The 17,913-nt window shown below is 58.0% G+C and carries 18 protein-coding genes; 11 read left to right on the top strand and 7 right to left on the bottom strand.

The window, feature by feature from the left end:
• Window positions 1–14: 14 nt before the first annotated feature.
• Both KVG95_RS27430 and KVG95_RS27435 read right to left on the bottom strand, forming a co-directional pair.
• A complete protein-coding gene (locus tag KVG95_RS27430; protein ID WP_217858642.1) occupies window positions 15–1,868 on the bottom strand; it encodes an Lnb N-terminal periplasmic domain-containing protein in 1,854 nt (617 codons plus the stop codon).
• 105 nt (window positions 1,869–1,973) lie between these two features.
• The gene (locus tag KVG95_RS27435; RefSeq protein WP_007901840.1) at window positions 1,974–2,462 is read right to left on the bottom strand and encodes a DUF3015 domain-containing protein; all 489 of its coding nucleotides are present in this window, start codon (window positions 2,460–2,462) and stop codon (window positions 1,974–1,976) included.
• Window positions 2,463–2,739: 277 nt separating this feature from the next.
• On the opposite strand from KVG95_RS27435, the gene KVG95_RS27440 reads away from it, so the two are divergent.
• Together KVG95_RS27440 and KVG95_RS27445 are read left to right on the top strand one after the other, a co-directional pair.
• Window positions 2,740–5,178, top strand: a complete 2,439-nt coding sequence (locus KVG95_RS27440; protein WP_217858643.1) for a Lon protease family protein — start codon at window positions 2,740–2,742, stop codon at window positions 5,176–5,178.
• A gap of 306 nt (window positions 5,179–5,484) precedes the next feature.
• Window positions 5,485–5,826, top strand: coding sequence for a PA4575 family protein (locus KVG95_RS27445; protein ID WP_007901845.1), 342 nt, complete (start codon window positions 5,485–5,487; stop codon window positions 5,824–5,826).
• Between the two features lie 5 nt (window positions 5,827–5,831).
• Here the strand turns inward: KVG95_RS27445 and KVG95_RS27450 are convergent, their stop codons facing one another.
• Window positions 5,832–7,661, bottom strand: coding sequence for a hypothetical protein (locus tag KVG95_RS27450; protein ID WP_217858644.1), 1,830 nt, complete (start codon window positions 7,659–7,661; stop codon window positions 5,832–5,834).
• Between the two features lie 160 nt (window positions 7,662–7,821).
• On the opposite strand from KVG95_RS27450, the gene KVG95_RS27455 reads away from it, so the two are divergent.
• The 3 genes from KVG95_RS27455 (at window position 7,822) to bamJ (ending at window position 9,558) form a co-directional block, all read left to right on the top strand.
• Entirely contained in the window at window positions 7,822–8,310 is a 489-nt protein-coding gene (locus tag KVG95_RS27455; protein ID WP_007901849.1) for a TIGR00645 family protein, read from the top strand.
• Window positions 8,311–8,513: 203 nt separating this feature from the next.
• Window positions 8,514–8,810, top strand: a complete 297-nt coding sequence (locus tag KVG95_RS27460; protein WP_052967582.1) for a DUF6482 family protein — start codon at window positions 8,514–8,516, stop codon at window positions 8,808–8,810.
• Between the two features lie 130 nt (window positions 8,811–8,940).
• On the top strand, window positions 8,941–9,558 hold the full coding sequence (gene bamJ / locus KVG95_RS27465) for a BamJ family beta-barrel-assembly machinery protein (RefSeq protein ID WP_217858645.1): 618 nt from the start codon (window positions 8,941–8,943) through the stop codon (window positions 9,556–9,558).
• Window positions 9,559–9,629: 71 nt separating this feature from the next.
• On the opposite strand, the gene KVG95_RS27470 is transcribed toward bamJ, so the two are convergent.
• The 3 genes from KVG95_RS27470 to KVG95_RS27480 all read right to left on the bottom strand — a co-directional run bounded on the left by KVG95_RS27470 (window position 9,630) and on the right by KVG95_RS27480 (window position 11,570).
• A complete protein-coding gene (locus KVG95_RS27470; protein WP_095632313.1) occupies window positions 9,630–9,887 on the bottom strand; it encodes a PA4570 family protein in 258 nt (85 codons plus the stop codon).
• Window positions 9,888–10,093: 206 nt separating this feature from the next.
• Complete coding sequence (locus KVG95_RS27475; RefSeq protein WP_007901863.1) at window positions 10,094–10,435, bottom strand: zinc ribbon domain-containing protein YjdM; 342 nt, start codon at window positions 10,433–10,435, stop codon at window positions 10,094–10,096.
• Between the two features lie 166 nt (window positions 10,436–10,601).
• Complete coding sequence (locus KVG95_RS27480) at window positions 10,602–11,570, bottom strand: polyprenyl synthetase family protein (protein ID WP_030129461.1); 969 nt, start codon at window positions 11,568–11,570, stop codon at window positions 10,602–10,604.
• 240 nt (window positions 11,571–11,810) lie between these two features.
• On the opposite strand from KVG95_RS27480, the gene rplU reads away from it, so the two are divergent.
• The 5 genes from rplU to KVG95_RS27505 all read left to right on the top strand — a co-directional run bounded on the left by rplU (window position 11,811) and on the right by KVG95_RS27505 (window position 15,572).
• Entirely contained in the window at window positions 11,811–12,125 is a 315-nt protein-coding gene (gene rplU, locus KVG95_RS27485) for a 50S ribosomal protein L21 (protein WP_007901869.1), read from the top strand.
• Between the two features lie 35 nt (window positions 12,126–12,160).
• A complete protein-coding gene (gene rpmA / locus KVG95_RS27490) occupies window positions 12,161–12,436 on the top strand; it encodes a 50S ribosomal protein L27 (RefSeq protein ID WP_007901871.1) in 276 nt (91 codons plus the stop codon).
• Window positions 12,437–12,629: 193 nt separating this feature from the next.
• Window positions 12,630–13,853, top strand: coding sequence for an Obg family GTPase CgtA (gene cgtA / locus KVG95_RS27495; protein WP_052967586.1), 1,224 nt, complete (start codon window positions 12,630–12,632; stop codon window positions 13,851–13,853).
• A 123-nt stretch (window positions 13,854–13,976) separates the two neighbouring features.
• Window positions 13,977–15,095 (top strand): glutamate 5-kinase, encoded by a 1,119-nt coding sequence (proB, locus tag KVG95_RS27500; protein WP_038981484.1) that lies wholly within the window; start codon window positions 13,977–13,979, stop codon window positions 15,093–15,095.
• Window positions 15,096–15,107: 12 nt separating this feature from the next.
• Complete coding sequence (locus tag KVG95_RS27505) at window positions 15,108–15,572, top strand: CreA family protein (protein ID WP_008068400.1); 465 nt, start codon at window positions 15,108–15,110, stop codon at window positions 15,570–15,572.
• Window positions 15,573–15,757: 185 nt separating this feature from the next.
• Here KVG95_RS27505 and rpsT read toward each other — a convergent pair whose 3' ends face one another.
• A complete protein-coding gene (gene rpsT / locus KVG95_RS27510; RefSeq protein WP_003185593.1) occupies window positions 15,758–16,036 on the bottom strand; it encodes a 30S ribosomal protein S20 in 279 nt (92 codons plus the stop codon).
• A 252-nt stretch (window positions 16,037–16,288) separates the two neighbouring features.
• On the opposite strand from rpsT, the gene murJ reads away from it, so the two are divergent.
• Window positions 16,289–17,827: a murein biosynthesis integral membrane protein MurJ gene (gene murJ, locus KVG95_RS27515; RefSeq protein WP_217858646.1), complete on the top strand. Its 1,539-nt coding sequence runs from the start codon at window positions 16,289–16,291 to the stop codon at window positions 17,825–17,827.
• Window positions 17,828–17,913 lie beyond the last annotated feature (86 nt).

Consider the following 17,913-nt stretch of genomic DNA (forward strand, 5'->3'; position numbering starts at 1 on the left):
ACAAGGGATTTGCGTCAATAGTGATACCACTTCACCTCAAGCATCACTTCGTTTTCGGGCGAAGCCAGGTGGCTGAATTCCCGTTGAGCACTCAGGCGCACACCCAGATTGCGCGACAGTTCCCACTGCTGATTCAGGCTCACGCTGCGGCGCACTTCGCCGTTGGTGAAGTAATCACCCTTGGCTTCCAGGCTGAAATTGCCCAGCGGGTTTTTCCACAGCAGGCCGCTGTTGAAGCCCGCCGCCGGGGCGACGAAGGCCGCGAAGTCGTTGTTATGCTCCACACGCACGGTGCCCAAGGCGAAACCGAGCATGTCCTCACCCAGTTGCCAGGTCCCGCCGCCACCGCCGTTGACATGGCTGACCAGGGTTTCGTCATCATGCTTGCCCGGTACGCGCTCCAGGCCGCCGGTGACTTGCCATGACAGCGGCTGCAACAACTCATTGCGAGGCGTCAGCGAGCGGATGGTCGCCAGGTCCAGTTGCTGTAACTGCCAGTCATTGCCTTCGTATTGGCGCAGCTTTATCTGCAGAATTTCGATCTGCGCGCCGAGGGGGAAGCTTTCCATGTTGTCATTGAGGTCGTGATAGGCCATGCGCAGGCCATAATCGCCGAAGGCGCGATCGCCCCGGGTGCCGATGCCAGCCTGCCAGGTGCGCGATTCGTGACCGTCCTCGGGCAAGCCGGGTTGTGAAATTTCCAGCTCCGGGGGCGGATTTTGATTGATTGCGCGCAGCAATTCGAAACTGCGTTGGGCCCGTTGCGGGTCACGCTCCTGACCGTTGGCGCGATAACGCTCCAGACGATAAGCCCCATCGATGATCAACGCCTGACGGTCGCGAGGTAGAGCCTTGAACGCCGGGGTCTGCAATTGCTTCTGATCGGCGCTGACTTTCAGCACCCACTCCTGCTCTTCGGAGGTTAATGGCTCGGCACGGCTGAGCAGTTCACGCTCACGGGACGGGCGATACTCGATCGACTCCACCAACCCGGCTTCTTTCACCGCTTTGACCGTGTCGGTAGGGATAGCGGTCAACGGGAATTGCTCGGTCAGCTGCAGGTTCGGCCGCGCCACTTGCAGCAGTTCAAGCAGGCGGTAGGAGCAGTTTTCGTCGAAGAAGAAGTAGTCGAACTGGATCTGCTTGAGTTCCCAGACGTGTTCGACCATGCGTTCAGTTTCCTGCTGGGTCAGGTTCAGGCGGTATTCCCACAGGTCGCGGTTCTCGAGGCTGCGGTATTCCGAGAGTTTTTCCTGATACGGCACCAGTGCGAACAACCCTGGATAGCCGCCCATCAAGCCTTTCCAGGCGTACAGAATGCTGTTGTCCGAACCTTCGATGTAGGCGCCGAAGTTGATCGCGTAACTGAGCAGCGACGTCTTGTCGCTCTGCACATTGGCCTGATCGATACGCAGCAAGGTGTGGCCAAACATCGACGATGGGCTGTTCAGGTAAGCCGCCGGGAAAATCATCACCGCGCTGTGGGGCGAAACATCCTTGAACCATTGCTTGAACTCGGCACAGTCCGGTGTCGGCAGATCGCTCAGCTCAAGTTGCGCCTTGAGCCAGCGGGTGCGGGCTGGATAGACGCATTGGGCATGCTGCTCGCCGGCACTGGCCGGGGCATACAGTGCCTGCACGGTCGCCGCCAGTTCGCGGTCGGGGTGTTCGTTGCCATCGGGGGCGAGAAAGAATTTCTTGTCGCTGACATAGCTGCGCCAGCCACCGAGCTTGGCGGTTTCGTAATGCCCCAGGGAAATCCAGAAGGGGTCGTTGGCCAGTTGCTGCAAACGTTGATTGTCGATATGTGGCGCGGCGGACAGCGGGGCGCAGACACAGAGCGCCAGCCAGGCAAGGCGTTTGAACATAGTGAGCAACTTAAGCCGAAAGAAACAAAGACCCAAAGGGGCAGGCCAAAAGGGCCAGGTTCAAAAAATAAAACCCGCTCCCCAAAGAGAGCGGGCCGGTCGAGCTTAAGCTTGAGTAGCGTACTTGGCCAGACGAGGGTCGCTTTTCAGCACGGCCAGGGTGTTGGTATGCACGTCATCAGCGGTCACGTCAGCTTTGCTGAAGATCTGCTGGAAGTGCTGATGAGTCACAGCGGCGAAGTGCGCACGGTCTTCCGGCGCCACGCCCAGTACCACGGCGTAAGTGGTCAGCGCTTCGCCCTGACCTTTCGCCATGTCTTCGGACAGCTCATTCATCATGCCATTCATGGCGATCCAGGATTTGCCGCCATAGGTCAGCGACGCATTGGTCGAGCAACCGTTGGTGCCGGAGGTCATACCGAATGTTGCGTTACCGGAAGTGCCGTTGGTGGTGGATGCCAGGAAGTGTGCCGGGGTGCCACGCTGACCTTCGAACAGCATGTTGCCCCAACCGCAGTCCGGACCGCCTGGCGCCTGTGCCATGGCGTTGATGGATACAGCGGTGAAGAGAGTACCGAGAAGAATCCGTTTCATAGCTATGTTCTCTTTGTGTGCATACCAATGGACAGGGTGCTGGCCCCTAATGGTGCCAGTGGGCCGGTTATTCGTTCCAGCCGCGCAGTTTGGAGTTTAGGCACGTTCCGGGGGTTCCGTTACTTTTTGCGAAACATTCGTTGAAAAACCCTGATTTTGAGCGGCTCGGCCCCAGGCGGAGGGTTTGTCTGAGCTTTGGCTTGAGGCGCGCCTTGCCAGTGAGGTACGGGCAGCGCCAGAATGCCGCTATCTGCCCCGCCTGATGTAAGGAAGCCCGATGCCTGATCCTGTTGCTGCCAGCTTGCGTCTAGCGCCTGAAGCGCTGACCCGTCCGTTTTCCGCTGAACAGTTCAGCTTCTCTACCACCAATGATCTGGAGCCCTTCCGCGGTGTGCTTGGCCAGGAACGCGCGGTCGAAGCCTTGCAGTTCGGTGTGGCCATGCCACGCCCCGGTTACAACGTATTTGTCATGGGTGAGCCCGGCACTGGCCGGTTTTCGTTCGTCAAACGCTACCTCAAGGCCGAGGGCAAACGCCTGCAAACCCCGGCGGACTGGGTCTACGTCAATAATTTCGATGAACCGCGCGAGCCTCGTGCGTTAGAGTTGCCGTCGGGCACCGCCGGTGCTTTCATCGGTGACATCAATGGTTTGATCGACAACCTGCTGGCAACCTTTCCGGCCGTGTTCGAGCACCCGTCCTATCAGCAGAAGAAAAGCGCCATCGACCGCGCTTTCAACCAGCGTTATGACCGTGCACTGGATGTGATCGAGCGTCTGGCGCTGGAGAAAGAGGTCGCGCTCTACCGCGACAGCAGCAACATCGCTTTCACGCCGATGAGCGAAGGCAAGGCACTGGATGAGGCTGAGTTCGCCCAGTTGCCGGAAGCCGAGCGCGAACGCTTTCATGACGACATTTCCGGGCTGGAAGAGCGGCTGAACGAAGAACTCGCCAGCCTGCCGCAATGGAAGCGCGAGTCGAGCAATCAACTGCGTCAGCTCAACGAAGAAACCATCACCCTGGCCTTGCAGCCATTGCTCGCTCCGCTGTCGGAAAAGTACGCGGAAAACGCAGGCGTTTGCGGTTACCTGCAAGCGATGCAGGTGTACCTGCTCAAGACGGTGGTCGAGCAACTGGTGGACGACGGCAAGACCGACGCCATCGCCCGTAAAATGCTCGAAGAGCAATACGCCCCGAGTCTGGTGGTCGGTCATCCGGCCAACGGCGGCGCGCCCGTGGTGTTCGAGCCGCACCCGACCTACGACAACCTGTTCGGCCGCATCGAATACAGCACCGATCAGGGCGCGCTCTACACCACCTATCGACAGCTGCGACCGGGTGCGTTGCACCGGGCCAACGGCGGTTTCCTGATCCTCGAAGCGGAAAAAATGCTCAGTGAGCCGTTCGTGTGGGATGCGCTCAAGCGCGCCTTGCAATCGCGCAAGCTGAAAATGGAATCGCCGCTGGGTGAGTTGGGCCGTCTGGCCACTGTGACGCTGACACCGCAACACATTCCGTTGCAGGTCAAAGTCGTCATCATCGGTGCCCGGCAGCTCTACTACACGTTGCAAGACCTCGATCCAGACTTCCAGGAGATGTTCCGTGTCCTGGTGGATTTCGACGAAGACATCCCGATGGTCGACGAGAGCCTGGAGCAGTTCGCCCAGTTGCTCAAAACCCGTACATCCGAGGAAGGCATGGCGCCGCTGACCGCCGATGCGGTGGCGCGTCTGGCAACTTACAGCGCGCGTCTGGCTGAACATCAGGGACGTTTGTCGGCGCGGATCGGCGATCTGTTCCAACTGGTCAGCGAGGCGGATTTCATTCGCGATCTGGCGGGTGACGAGATGACCGACGCCGGGCACATCGAGCGTGCGCTCAAAGCCAAGGCGACCCGTACCGGGCGCGTTTCGGCGCGGATTCTCGATGACATGCTGGCCGGAATCATTCTGATCGACACCGATGGCGCAGCTGTCGGCAAGTGCAACGGGCTGACAGTATTGGAAGTCGGCGATTCGGCTTTCGGCGTGCCGGCGCGGATTTCCGCTACGGTTTATCCGGGCGGCAGCGGCATCGTCGACATCGAGCGCGAGGTCAACCTCGGCCAGCCGATCCACTCCAAAGGCGTGATGATCCTCACCGGGTATCTGGGCAGCCGTTATGCACAGGAATTCCCGTTGGCGATTTCCGCGAGCATCGCCCTGGAGCAGTCCTACGGTTATGTCGACGGTGACAGCGCGTCTCTGGGTGAGGCGTGCACGCTGATCTCGGCCTTGTCGAAAACCCCGCTCAAGCAGTGCTTTGCGATTACCGGTTCGATCAATCAGTTCGGTGAAGTGCAGGCGGTAGGTGGGGTCAACGAGAAGATCGAAGGTTTCTTCCGACTCTGCGAAGCCCGTGGTCTGACGGGGGAGCAAGGGGCGATCATTCCTCAGGCCAACGTCGCCACGCTAATGCTCGACGAGAAGGTACTGGCGGCGGTGCGGGCGGGGCAGTTCCATGTCTACGCAGTGCGCCAGGCCGACGAGGCCCTGAGCCTGTTGGTCGGCGAGCCGGCCGGTGCGCCGAATGAGAATGGCGAATTCCCTGAAGGCAGCATCAATGCGCGGGTAGTGGAACGCTTGCGGGTGATCGCGGAAATGATCAGCGAGGAAGACCTCAAGGAAGCCGAAAAGGAGTTGGCGCAGGAAGCAATGCTGGAAATCAAACCGGCCTGACGCCCCCCTCATGTGGGAGCGGGCTTGCTCGCGAAGACTGACTAACATTCAACATCAATGTCGACTGTTATGCCGCCTTCGCGAGCAAGCCCGCTCCCACAGGGTTTTGTGTTCAATGCAAAATAAAAAAGCGCCGTCAAAATGGCGTCAATATTCACACAGTGACCACTCGGCACCTTCTGGTCTTGGTTCGCGTGCGAACCAGACTTTTCTTCTATTATCTGCTCAAGGATATCGACAGTAATCACTGGATCGAGACAGCCTTCCCGTGGAGGCTGAAGACCGGATCTACCGAGGGTCGCCGCCATGTCGCGCAACCTCTGCCTCACCCGTCAATGCCTGGGTCTTGTGACCCGTATCGAATGTGCTATCCGCCCGCTGGCGGGAGATACGGGCATGTGGACCTTACTCTTCGCCGCCGGAATGGCCGGCGAGCAGCCTTCTGCCATCAAAGCCCAAGGCCCGTTCCGTGGGCCTGTCGTGGCTGAATCGATCCTCGACACTATTGTTGAAAGTCTGACCTTGCATGGCTACGAGCTGGCCGACGACCCGCAAATCTGGTGTCTGCATCTGCAAGCCCAATTGCGAGAGATCAATGGCGGTCGTTATCGCAACCTTAGCGGTCCCGAGTTTCGTCCCGAGCACTGAACAGACTATTGATCAAGGTTGCCTGACTCAGCCTTGTCGAGTTTGACCTCAAACCCATATTGCACAGTGGTGAGGTTGGTTCGCTGATAAGTTTCCAGACGTGTGGGCTGGCCATAGAGGTAATGCACTGCAAATAACGCCGGGCCTTGCGCGCTGGCGTCGTGACTGACCGAAAGAATCTCTTTCAAATAGTTGCCACTGTCGTCCTTGGCGAAAAAACGCCAGTCCTGGGCTGGAAACAGCTTCAAATCCACCACCAACGCATTCCCTTTGAGCTCAAGGCCTTTGGGCAATTGGCGGGCGTCGTACGATTGCTGGTCGACAGTCGCCAGGAACTGCGGCATAGAGCCCACGGCGTAGGCCGGTGTTTCCGGAAACAGGTTCAGATCATAGGTGATGGCGCCGCGTATCGGATCGACCTGATACGCCTCCGGCGGCAGCTCTATCGGCCCGTCGCGCTGACCATTGCGATCTTGGGTGAAGAACGTCACCGGGCTTTCGCCGGGATTGAAAGAGGTGCCGAGCAGTTCGTCATTGAAGCTTCTGGGGTGATCGAATTCGATGCGCGCGGCACTCGGGTCATCCACCGACTGACTGATGCTGATGCTTTTTTTCAGTTGTTCCTCGCCCAGCGTTGCGCCTTTGAGCCAGGTCGCGGCCTGGTCGTCATACACCACCACCGGCAAGGTCAGTGGCTGGATGGTTTTTTCCGTGGTGTGCGGGTCGAAGCGGCGTATCGGCAGGTTCAGGTCCTTGTGGGTCACCGTGACCGCCGAGAAGTCCAGCAGGCTGACTTCGACGGTGTCGATCGGCCCGTTGAAGTAGACCTTGGTGTAATGCCGGGTTTGTTGCTTTTCGAACGCGCGCTGCTCGTCATCAAGCTGTTTTTCGAACGCTTCGCTCCAGGCCTTCTGCTGTTGCATCTGTGTCAGTTGTTTTTGATAAAACGCAATTTGCGCGGCGGTTTCGTTGATCGCCCCTGAGCGAGAGATGAATTGCCCGGTGGCGTCCCTGGCCTGAACGATCAATGGGTTGAGTGATATGTCACGTATCTCGGGGGCCAGCGGTGCGCTGTTATTGAATTCGATTTCGGCGTAGTTATTGTCCAATTTCAATAAGGTGACACTGAGATTGTCGTTAGTGCGAGTCTGGCCGACGTCCTTTTTCGTCAGGTCGAAGCTGTAGAGCCTGCGTGGGGCGATGACTTCCACCTTGCCTTGCAGGCTCACCGGTTGTGGCTGGCTCTTCTTATCCACATCCAGGCCTTCGATGAAGGGGTAGGTCACCGTCAAATCATCGGGGTTGGTCAGGTTGGAGCTCGACGGGCTCAGCTGAATGCCGGGATCGGTTTCCGACCATTCCGGCTGGAACGGGATGACGCGCTTGTTACTCAGGGTCACCGATTGCCATTCCAGGCCATGAGGAAAAAGGAACGCGCCAGGAATGTTGAAGTTGAAGGGGAATACCGGCTGCAGGTCGGTCAGGTAATCCGAGCTGGACTCCTTGTGCAGCACGAACAGGCCGTTGATGTAGGTGTCGACCAGCGCCTGGGGCGTGGGGTAGTGCTTGAGCACGGCGAGAGCGTCTTCGCCGTATTCGGTGACTACTGGTTTGGTGTCGAGCTTCAGTTGCGCGCGCTCGAGTAATAACAGCGAACCGCCTAGCTCAGCCACGGCATCCTTGAGTTTTGGATCCTCGATCGTCTCCAGGGACTGTTCGAACTGTGCGATCTTTTCTTCGAGGCTGACCTGACGTTTCTCATCGCTGGGTGAACAACCACCCAGCAACAACGTGAGGCAAAGTCCGGCACTCGTTAAAGGCAATCGCACATCCATTTCCAGTTTTCCTGTCCGACGTCGCTGACCGTTCAATGATCTGGACACTAGCAGAAAAACTTTGTCACACACACGCAGGTTGCGGATTTTCCGGCGGTTTCTGGGTGTAACAGGTGGCTGTTATACTCGCCGCCATTTCCAGCCCCTTGTGTGAGATTCAATGGAACGCTTTATCGAAAATGCAATGTACGCCTCCCGCTGGTTACTGGCGCCGATCTATTTCGGTTTGTCCCTGGGCTTGCTGGCGTTGGCACTGAAATTCTTCCAGGAAGTCTTCCACGTCATTCCTAACGTGTTCTCGATGGCCGAGTCGGATCTGATTCTGGTCCTGCTGTCGCTGATCGACATGGCGCTGGTGGGCGGCTTGTTGGTGATGGTGATGATCTCCGGTTACGAGAACTTCGTTTCTCAGCTGGATATCGACGACAGCAAGGAAAAGCTCAACTGGCTGGGCACCATGGATTCGTCTTCGTTGAAGATGAAGGTCGCGGCGTCCATCGTGGCGATTTCGTCCATCCACTTGCTACGGATCTTCATGGACGCCAAGAACGTCGATCCCGAGCATTTGAAGTGGTACGTGGTCATCCACATGACCTTCGTGGTGTCGGCGTTTGCCATGGGTTATCTGGACAAGCTGACCAAGCACTGATCGACTGATCCTTGTGGGCGCGTGGCTTGCCCGCGATGGCATCACTGCGGTTTATTGTCAGACCGAGGTGATGTCATCGCGGGCAAGCCACGCTCCCACAGAATTGCCAAAACAGACGGGCGGTGTTGTTTGTAGCTTGTACTTTGGCCCGTCGAGGCCTATCCATGTAGAGATCCTGGCTCGCCACTGCGTGAGGTGCGTTCATGAACCTGCAAGAGTTGAATGCGTATGCCATCGCCGGAAAGGTCGATGAGCTGAACCTGATCTCGGTAGATGGCGTGATCTACGTGCTGGAGGCTCGTATGCATGGTTCGGCGTATCCATTGCGCGATACCCACGGCGAAATAATGCATCTGCGCTCGGTCGAGCATGCGCGTGACATGCTTCATGCCTTTCCCAAGTTGTCGTTCAACGTTATGCATGCGTCGGTCCATGACGAAATGTGCGGTGCCAGCACCGAGGAAAGCCTGAAAGTACCGATCACCTTCCGTTCTGTGTGACAGCGCTGGCGCCGCTCATCAACGACGGCATCTGTGCTAGTCTGCTCGCCCTTTTGATTCCGGGCGCGTTCCGGGACGCGCTGTGCACGCACGGCAAGTTCCAGGGCCGTCCGCACAGCGGAGCAGTGTCATGTCCGAAGTAAATCTGTCCACCGACGAAACCCGCGTCAGCTACGGCATTGGCCGTCAGTTGGGCGACCAGCTGCGTGACAACCCGCCACCGGGCGTTAGCCTGGACGCGATCCTGGCTGGTCTGACCGACGCGTTCGCCGGCAAGCCAAGCCGTGTGGGTCAGGAAGAAATGTCTGCCAGCTTCAAGGTGATCCGCGAAATCATGCAAGCCGAAGCTGCAGCCAAGGCTGAAGCCGCTGCGGGCGAAGGTCTGGCTTTCCTGGCTGAAAACGCCAAGCGCGAAGGCATCACCACGCTGGCTTCCGGCCTGCAATTCGAAGTGCTGACTCAAGGTAAAGGCGCCAAGCCAACCCGTGAAGATCAAGTGCGCACTCACTACCACGGCACCCTGATCGACGGCACTGTGTTCGACAGCTCCTACGATCGCGGTCAGCCTGCAGAATTCCCGGTTGGCGGCGTCATCGCTGGCTGGACCGAAGCCCTGCAACTGATGAATGCCGGCAGCAAATGGCGTCTGTACGTGCCGAGCGAACTGGCTTACGGCGCTCAAGGCGTTGGCAGCATTCCGCCGCACAGCGTACTGGTATTCGACGTCGAACTGCTCGACGTTCTGTAATGCCCGGTCTGTCGTTATGACGGGCTAATGTGGGAGCGAGCAGGCTCGCTCCCACAGCTTTTTACGTTGTCTCATAGTTCGATCTTATGGTTCAGATCGCTGGTCGGGCGCAATGCCCGGGCATAGCAGAACAGAAACAGATTGCGCACCAGCTCCTTGAGCACCACCGGCTCGCTGGAACTCAGGCCGTTGACGTCCAGATCACCCTGATCCTGTAGCTCGTTCAAGGCTTCTTCTTCAAGCACCGCACAGACTTCCCCGGTTTCCCGATGCAGGATCCTGAGGTAGGGGTGTGGGCGGTCCAGCCAGGCATCGATCAAATAAGTCATGGGTCTCATCTCCATTGATGGGTTTCAATGAGAATAATTCTTATTCATCAAATAGCAAGGGTCTATTGGCGGTTTGTGTTTTTTTCTGCAGGGAAATTGCTGAGCATCAAAACGACTGGCGTTTGGCTACTGCGCGGGAACGCTGGGTGATGCGGGGAAGGGCGAAGCACCATCCCACGCCGGGCGCGGGATGGAATACAGCAGATTCAGACTTTTCTGACGAACTCGGATTTGAGTTTCATCGGGCCGATGCCATCGATCTTGCAGTCGATGTCGTGGTCGCCATCGCACAGGCGGATGTTCTTGACCTTGGTACCGACCTTGACCACCAGCGACGTGCCTTTGACCTTGAGGTCCTTGATCACGGTGATGGTATCGCCGTCCTGCAGGACATTGCCGACCGAATCCTTTTTCACGGTGTCATCGGAGGCCACTTCGGCTTCGCCACTGGCGGACCACTCGTGGGCGCACTCCGGGCAGATCAGCTGTGCGCCGTCTTCATAGGTGTATTCGGAATTGCATTTCGGGCAGGGTGGCAACGTGCTCACTAAAGCTCCTTGGATTCAGGATGGCTAAAAAGCGCACATTATATAGGGTTTTGTTGCAGGAGGGGGCTGACAGCAAAAGATCGCAGCCTTCGGCAGCTCCTACGGGGTTTTGTATACACCTGTAGGAGCTGCCGAAGGCTGCGATCTTTTGATCTTGCCGTGAATGTCAGTGCGTACGGGCGACCGCAAACTCGCTCAATTCCACCAACGCATCGCGGTATTCGCTGGCGGGCAGGGCGTCGAGGCACTTGATCGCACGGGCCACGTAGTCGCGGGCCAGTTGCGCGGTGTAGTCCAGCGAGCCGGAAGCTTCAACGGCTTCGCGAATGCTTTCCAGGTCTTCGATGCCACCTTTCTGGATCGCCTGACGAACCAGTGCGGCCTGCTCCGGAGTGCCTTCGCGCATGGTGTAGATCAGCGGCAGAGTCGGTTTACCTTCGGCCAGATCGTCGCCGACGTTCTTGCCCAGGGTTTCGGCGTCGCCACGGTAATCCAGCAGGTCGTCGACCAATTGGAAGGCTACCCCCAGGTGATCGCCGAAGGTGCGCAGTGCTTCGCTCTGTTCCGGCGAGGCACCGGCCAGAGCGGCGGCACTGTGGGTCGAGGCTTCGAAGAGCATCGCGGTTTTGCCGCGGATGACTTCCATGTAGGTTTCTTCGGTGGTGCTGGCGTCGCGGACCTTCGACAGCTGCAACACTTCGCCTTCGGCGATGATGCGCGTGGCTTGCGAAAGGATTTTCATCACCGGCATGGAGCCCAGTTCGACCATCATTTCGAAAGAACGCGAATACAGGAAGTCGCCCACCAGCACGCTCGGTGCGTTGCCCCACATGGCGTTGGCGGTCGAGCGGCCTCGGCGCATGCCGGACATATCGACGACGTCGTCGTGCAGCAGGGTGGCGGTGTGCAGGAACTCGATGGTCGCGGCCAACAGGCGCAGGTCATCGCCTTCGCGGCCGAGTGCCTTGCCGCACAGCAGCACGAGCAACGGGCGCAGGCGTTTACCGCCAGCCGAGGTAATGTAGTCGCCGATTTTCGATACCAGCGGCACTCGGGAAGTCAGCTGTTTCTTGATGATGCCGTCGACGGCGCTAAAATCGTCCGCCACCGCGCGGTAGAAAGCTTGGGGTTGCATCAGCGACAGTTGCTCCAGAAGGGTTGCGCGGCATGCTAGGACCCACGTCCGGGCCTGTCAAGGCACGATGGACAGCCTCTTGCATCGCCCCGGCAGCTTGCGTACAATCGCGCACCCTGAACTTCCTGGGCAGCACCTGCCTTACGCAATTGCAAAAAGGCCTTCCAGCCTTATGCAGCCATGCCAGCCAATACCTCTTCTTATAAAGAGCTGGGTGAGCAGGATTATCGGAGAAATACCATGTCTTATGCAGTAATCGTTACTGGTGGCAAGCAGTACAAAGTTGCTCCAGGTGAATACCTGAAGATCGAAAAACTGGAAATCGCTACCGGCGAATCCGTTACTTTTGATCGCGTTCTGTTGGTTGCCAATGGCGACGACGTGAATATCGGCGCTCCAGTTGTTCCTGGCGCTACCGTTGTGGCTGAAGTGATCTCCCAAGGTCGTCACGATAAAGTCCGCATCATCAAGTTCCGTCGCCGTAAGCACCACATGAAGCGTATGGGCCACCGCCAGTGGTACACCGAGATCAAAATCACCGGTATTCAGGCTTAATTTCAGCCTAATTCCTCACTAGGAGAATTGAACTCATGGCACACAAAAAAGCTGGTGGTAGTACCCGTAACGGTCGCGACTCAGAAGCCAAACGCCTTGGCGTGAAGATGTATGGCGGCCAGGTTATCATTCCGGGCAACATCATCGTGCGTCAGCGCGGCACCCAATTCCACGCTGGCTACGGCGTTGGCATGGGCAAAGATCACACTCTGTTCGCTAAAATCGACGGCGTGATCAAGTTCGAAGTAAAAGGCGCCTTCGGTCGTCGTTACGTAAGCATTGTCCCGAAGACTGACGTCGTCGCGGCATAATTACGTAGTTGCTGGAAAAGCCCTGTCTTGCGACGGGGCTTTTTCGTTTGTGGGGTGAGTCTCTTGCAAAGCTGTTTGTGATGGGCTCCAGCGCTGTATTGGCGGTCGTTGATTGAGGTCGCTGCGCTCATTTTTGCAAGAGTCTTATGTCTAGGTTTTTTCGGCTCGTCCGTATGGCGAGAGGCGTTTTGTTATGAAGTTTGTTGATGAAGTATCGATTCGAGTAAAGGCCGGGGACGGCGGCAACGGTTGCATGAGCTTCCGTCGCGAAAAATTCATTGAAAACGGCGGCCCGAACGGCGGTGATGGTGGTGATGGTGGCTCGGTCTACATGGTCGCCGACGAAAACCTTAACACCCTGGTGGACTACCGTTACACCCGGCACTTCGATGCCGAGCGCGGTTCCAACGGTGGCAGCACTGACTGCACCGGCAAGAAAGGTGAGGAGCTGGTGCTGCGCGTTCCGGTCGGTACTACCGTCATCGATTCCGCGACTCAGGAAGTGATCGGCGACCTGACCAAGGCCGGCCAGCGTCTGCTGGTGGCTCATGGCGGCTGGCACGGTCTGGGTAACACTCGTTTCAAATCCAGCACCAACCGGGCGCCGCGCCAGACCACGCCGGGCAAGCCGGGTGAGCAGCGCGACCTGAAGCTGGAAATGAAGGTGTTGGCGGACGTCGGTCTGCTTGGTTTGCCGAACGCCGGCAAAAGTACCTTTATTCGCTCGGTATCGGCCGCCAAGCCGAAAGTCGCCGATTATCCGTTCACTACCTTGGTGCCGAACCTGGGTGTGGTCAGCGTCGATCGCTGGAAGAGCTTCGTGGTGGCGGACATTCCGGGCCTGATCGAAGGTGCTTCCGAGGGCGCGGGCCTGGGGATTCGTTTCCTCAAGCACTTGTCGCGTACCCGTCTGCTGCTGCACCTTGTCGACATGGCGCCGCTGGATGACACCAGTGCTCCGGATGCTGCTGAAGTGATCGTCAGCGAGCTGACCAAGTTCAGCCCGTCCCTGGCTGAGCGTGATCGCTGGCTGGTGCTGAACAAGTGCGACCAGATCCTTGAAGAAGAGCACGACGCTCGCGTCAAGGAAATCGTTGATCGTCTGGAGTGGACCGGTCCGGTCTACGTGATCTCCGCGATCGCCAAGCAAGGCACTGAGCGTCTTTGTCATGACATCATGCGTTACCTGGAAGATCGTGCCGATCGTCTGGCTAACGATCCGGCCTACAAGGAAGAGTTGGCCGAACTCGATCAGCGCATCGAAGATGAGGCGCGCGCTCAGTTGCAGGCGCTGGATGATCAGCGTGCCCTGCGTCGCAGTGGCGTGAAGTCGGTCCATGACATCGGTGACGATGATTGGGACGAAGAAGATGTGGATGACGAAGACGGTCCGGAAATCATTTACGTGCGTGACTGATTCGTTGCGATAAACTTAAACGCCGCTCACTGGAGCGGCGTTTTAGTATCTGGAAATCGGTAGTCACGAATAACGTTACGGGCAGCGCTGGGTCGTGCTGTCCTCAAGCTAAGGTTGAAGATGATGCGGAGCAAGGTGACAGGTGCGCAGCGTTGGGTCGTGAAGATCGGCAGCGCTTTGCTGACGGCGGACGGCAAGGGCCTGGATCGCGCGGCAATGGGTGTCTGGGTTGAGCAGATGGTTGCCCTGCACGAGGCGGGTGTTGAGCTGGTGCTGGTGTCCTCCGGGGCAGTGGCGGCGGGTATGAGCCGTCTGGGTTGGACTGTACGACCCAGTGCAATGCACGAGTTGCAGGCCGCTGCCGCCATCGGTCAGATGGGGTTGGTGCAGGCCTGGGAGTCGAGCTTTGCCGAGCATGGTCGGCACACCGCGCAGATTCTCCTGACGCACGACGATTTGTCCGACCGCAAGCGCTACCTGAACGCTCGCAGTACGCTGCGCGCGCTGGTCGAGCTCAAGGTGATCCCGGTGATCAACGAGAACGACACCGTGGTCACTGATGAAATCCGTTTCGGCGACAACGACACGTTGGCGGCGCTGGTGGCGAACCTGGTCGAAGCCGATTTGCTGGTGATCCTCACCGATCGCGATGGCATGTTCGATGCCGATCCGCGCAACAATCCCGACGCCAAGCTGATTTACGAGGCGCGTGCCGATGACCCGGCGCTGGATGCGGTGGCTGGCAGCACGGGCGGTGCGCTGGGTCGTGGCGGTATGCAGACCAAGTTGCGCGCTGCGCGTCTGGCGGCGCGTTCCGGTGCGCACACCATCATTGTCGGTGGGCGCATCGAGCGAGTGCTGGATCGTCTCAAGGCGGGCGAGCGCATCGGTACCTTGTTGTCACCTGAGCGCGGCATGCTGGCGGCGCGCAAGCAGTGGCTGGCCGGGCATCTGCAAACCCGTGGCACGCTGGTGCTGGATGCAGGTGCGGTGACGGCATTGTCCCAGGGCAACAAAAGTTTGCTGCCGGTGGGCGTCAAACTTGTCCAGGGCAGTTTCCGTCGTGGCGAAATGGTGGTCTGCGTGGCGCCGGACGGTCGTGAAATCGCCCGTGGCCTGGCCAATTACAGTGCTCTGGAAGCACAAAAAATCATCGGTCAGTCGTCTGAGGCGATTGTCGGTCTGTTGGGTTACATGGCTGAACCGGAACTGGTTCACCGCGATAACCTGATTCTGGTCTGAAGGAATACCTGAATGCGTGTGGCAAAAGGATTATTGGGCTTGTTGTTGGCGATGCCGCTGCTGGCCTCGGCCGATGAAATTGGCCAAGTGTCGACGGTGTTCAAATTTGTTGGCCCGAACGACCGTATCGTTGTCGAGGCGTTTGATGATCCGAAAGTGGATGGCGTGACTTGCTACCTGTCGCGCGCCAAGACCGGCGGCGTAAAGGGTGGGTTGGGTCTGGCCGAGGATCGCGCAGAAGCATCTATTGCGTGTCGTCAGGTCGGGCCGATCAACTTCAAAGGTGAGCTCAAGGATGGCGAGGAGGTGTTCAAGGAGCGCACGTCCTTGGTGTTCAAGACCATGCAGGTGGTGCGATTCCTCGACAAGAAGCGTAATACGCTGGTGTACCTGGTTTATAGCGATCGTTTGATCGAGGGCAGTCCGCAGAATGCGGTGACGGCGATTCCGATTCTGCCGTGGGCGCACGCTCAATAAGCTAGCGAAGATCCAAATGTGGGAGCGGGCTTGCTCGCGAAGACTGACTGGCATTCAGCGCCTGTGCTGACTGTTGCGACGCCTTCGCGAGCAAGCCCGCTCCCACATTTTTTTGTGTGGCGTTTGCCAAATCGCAGGCAATAAAAAACCGACCCTGAGGTCGGTTTTTTTAATGAGCGTGTCGCTTAGGCAGCAGCGGCAACGTTCAGGGCCTTTACGTGGCCATTCAGGCGGCTCTTATGACGAGCAGCTTTGTTCTTGTGGATGATGCCTTTATCGGCCATACGGTCGATAACTGGCACAGCCAGAACGTAAGCAGCTTGAGCTTTTTCAGCGTCTTTTGCGTCAATGGCTTTAACTACATTCTTGATGTAGGTACGAACCATGGAACGCAGGCTGGCGTTGTGGCTGCGACGCTTCTCAGCCTGTTTTGCACGTTTTTTGGCGGAAGGTGTGTTGGCCACCGTCGAGCTCCTCGAAAGACTTTTTAGGAAATAGCAAACAAAATAGGCCGCGAATCATGCCGATGAGTTGATGTCTTGTCAAGGGCGGTTGAGACGATCCGCTAAGTGGCAGGTATAGAACGTCGGGATATTTCTTTCCGGCGTGCGACCTGTAAACTCGCGAGCTTTGGCTCTGTGCTGTTGCGGCGCGGAGTATCGCATAAGTGGGCGCGTTGTTCGCCTGCTGTTTATCGACAGGCAAAAACTCTTTCAATGAATCTGCTCAAATCGTTGGCCGCTGTCAGCTCTATCACGATGCTCTCCCGGGTTTTGGGGTTTGTTCGCGACACCCTTATCGCTCGCGCATTTGGTGCGGGAATGGCGACCGACGCCTTCTTTATCGCCTTCAAACTGCCCAATCTGCTGAGGCGGATCTTCGCCGAGGGAGCATTTTCGCAAGCTTTCGTGCCGATTCTCGCCGAATACAAAAGCCAGCAGGGCGAGGAGGCGACGCGAACCTTCATTGCTTATGTCTCGGGCCTGCTGACGCTGGTTCTGGCGCTGGTCACTGCGCTGGGCATGCTCGCCGCGCCATGGGTGATCTGGGCAACGGCACCGGGTTTCGTCACTACCCCGGAAAAATTCGAGCTGACCACCGATCTGCTGCGGGTCACTTTTCCTTATATATTGCTGATCTCCCTGTCTTCATTGGCCGGAGCGATCCTCAATACCTGGAACCGCTTCTCGGTGCCAGCCTTCGTGCCGACCCTGCTCAATGTCAGCATGATCATCTTTGCCGTGTTCCTGACGCCGTATTTCGATCCGCCGGTAATGGCGCTGGGCTGGGCCGTTCTGGTGGGCGGTCTGGCGCAATTGCTGTTTCAGCTGCCGCACCTGAAGAAAATCGGCATGCTGGTGCTGCCGCGCCTGAATCTGCGCGATAGCGGCGTCTGGCGGGTCATGAAACAGATGCTGCCAGCGATCATCGGCGTTTCGGTGAGTCAGATTTCGCTGATCATCAACACCATATTTGCTTCGTTTCTGGTGGCGGGTTCCGTTTCCTGGATGTATTACGCCGATCGCCTGATGGAATTGCCGTCCGGTGTGCTGGGTGTAGCGCTGGGCACGATTCTGCTGCCGACGCTAGCCAGGACCTATGCCAGCCAGGATCGCCACGAATACTCGCGGATCCTCGATTGGGGGCTGCGTCTGTGCTTCATGCTGGTGTTGCCGTGCGCCCTGGCGCTGGGGATTCTGTCTGAGCCGCTGACGGTTTCGCTGTTCCAGTACGGTCAGTTCAGCGCTTTCGATGCGGCCATGACCCAGCGCGCGTTGATTGCTTATTCCGTCGGCTTGCTGGGGATTATCGTGATCAAAGTGCTGGCGCCGGGCTTTTATGCGCAACAAAACATCCGCACCCCGGTAAAAATCGCGATTTTCACCCTCATCGTCACTCAGCTGTTCAACCTGGTGCTGATCGGTCCGTTGGCTCACGCTGGTCTGGCCTTGGCCATCAGTGCGGGTGCCTGCATCAATGCCGGGCTGTTGTTTTATCAGCTGCGCAAGCAGCAGATGTATCAACCGCAACCGGGCTGGGCGAAGTTCGGGCTCAAACTGCTGGTGGCGGTGGCGGTAATGTCCGCGGTATTGCTGGGCGCAATGCACTTTATGCCCGCCTGGGGGGAAGGGCATATGCTGGAGCGTTTGCTGCGTCTGGGCGCATTGGTGATCGCCGGCGTGGTGGTCTATTTCGGCATGTTGCTGTTGATGGGCTTCCGTTTGCGCGACTTCAATCGCAAGGCCTTGAACTGAGGCTTATGTCTCGATAAACACGGGCGGGCCGGCGGTTTTGTCGGCTCGATCACTTTGGGTTACGGTGTTGCCTGTCGTCGGCCGCC

Origin of the sequence: Pseudomonas farris (genome assembly GCF_019145235.1) — a bacterium.
GTDB classification, from domain to species: Bacteria; Pseudomonadota; Gammaproteobacteria; order Pseudomonadales; family Pseudomonadaceae; genus Aquipseudomonas; species Aquipseudomonas farris.

Excerpts from the sequence above, each read along its gene's own strand:
- KVG95_RS27430 (WP_217858642.1), bottom strand. The coding sequence starts at position 1,868 with ATGTTCAAACGCCTTGCCTGGCTGGCGCTCTGTGTCTGCGCCCCGCTG.
- KVG95_RS27435 (WP_007901840.1), bottom strand. The coding sequence starts at position 2,462 with ATGAAACGGATTCTTCTCGGTACTCTCTTCACCGCTGTATCCATCAAC.
- KVG95_RS27440 (WP_217858643.1), top strand. The coding sequence starts at position 2,740 with ATGCCTGATCCTGTTGCTGCCAGCTTGCGTCTAGCGCCTGAAGCGCTG.
- KVG95_RS27445 (WP_007901845.1), top strand. The coding sequence starts at position 5,485 with ATGTCGCGCAACCTCTGCCTCACCCGTCAATGCCTGGGTCTTGTGACC.
- KVG95_RS27450 (WP_217858644.1), bottom strand. The coding sequence starts at position 7,661 with ATGGATGTGCGATTGCCTTTAACGAGTGCCGGACTTTGCCTCACGTTG.
- KVG95_RS27455 (WP_007901849.1), top strand. The coding sequence starts at position 7,822 with ATGGAACGCTTTATCGAAAATGCAATGTACGCCTCCCGCTGGTTACTG.
- KVG95_RS27460 (WP_052967582.1), top strand. The coding sequence starts at position 8,514 with ATGAACCTGCAAGAGTTGAATGCGTATGCCATCGCCGGAAAGGTCGAT.
- bamJ (WP_217858645.1), top strand. The coding sequence starts at position 8,941 with ATGTCCGAAGTAAATCTGTCCACCGACGAAACCCGCGTCAGCTACGGC.
- KVG95_RS27470 (WP_095632313.1), bottom strand. The coding sequence starts at position 9,887 with ATGACTTATTTGATCGATGCCTGGCTGGACCGCCCACACCCCTACCTC.
- KVG95_RS27480 (WP_030129461.1), bottom strand. The coding sequence starts at position 11,570 with ATGCAACCCCAAGCTTTCTACCGCGCGGTGGCGGACGATTTTAGCGCC.
- rplU (WP_007901869.1), top strand. The coding sequence starts at position 11,811 with ATGTCTTATGCAGTAATCGTTACTGGTGGCAAGCAGTACAAAGTTGCT.
- rpmA (WP_007901871.1), top strand. The coding sequence starts at position 12,161 with ATGGCACACAAAAAAGCTGGTGGTAGTACCCGTAACGGTCGCGACTCA.
- cgtA (WP_052967586.1), top strand. The coding sequence starts at position 12,630 with ATGAAGTTTGTTGATGAAGTATCGATTCGAGTAAAGGCCGGGGACGGC.
- proB (WP_038981484.1), top strand. The coding sequence starts at position 13,977 with ATGCGGAGCAAGGTGACAGGTGCGCAGCGTTGGGTCGTGAAGATCGGC.
- KVG95_RS27505 (WP_008068400.1), top strand. The coding sequence starts at position 15,108 with ATGCGTGTGGCAAAAGGATTATTGGGCTTGTTGTTGGCGATGCCGCTG.
- murJ (WP_217858646.1), top strand. The coding sequence starts at position 16,289 with ATGAATCTGCTCAAATCGTTGGCCGCTGTCAGCTCTATCACGATGCTC.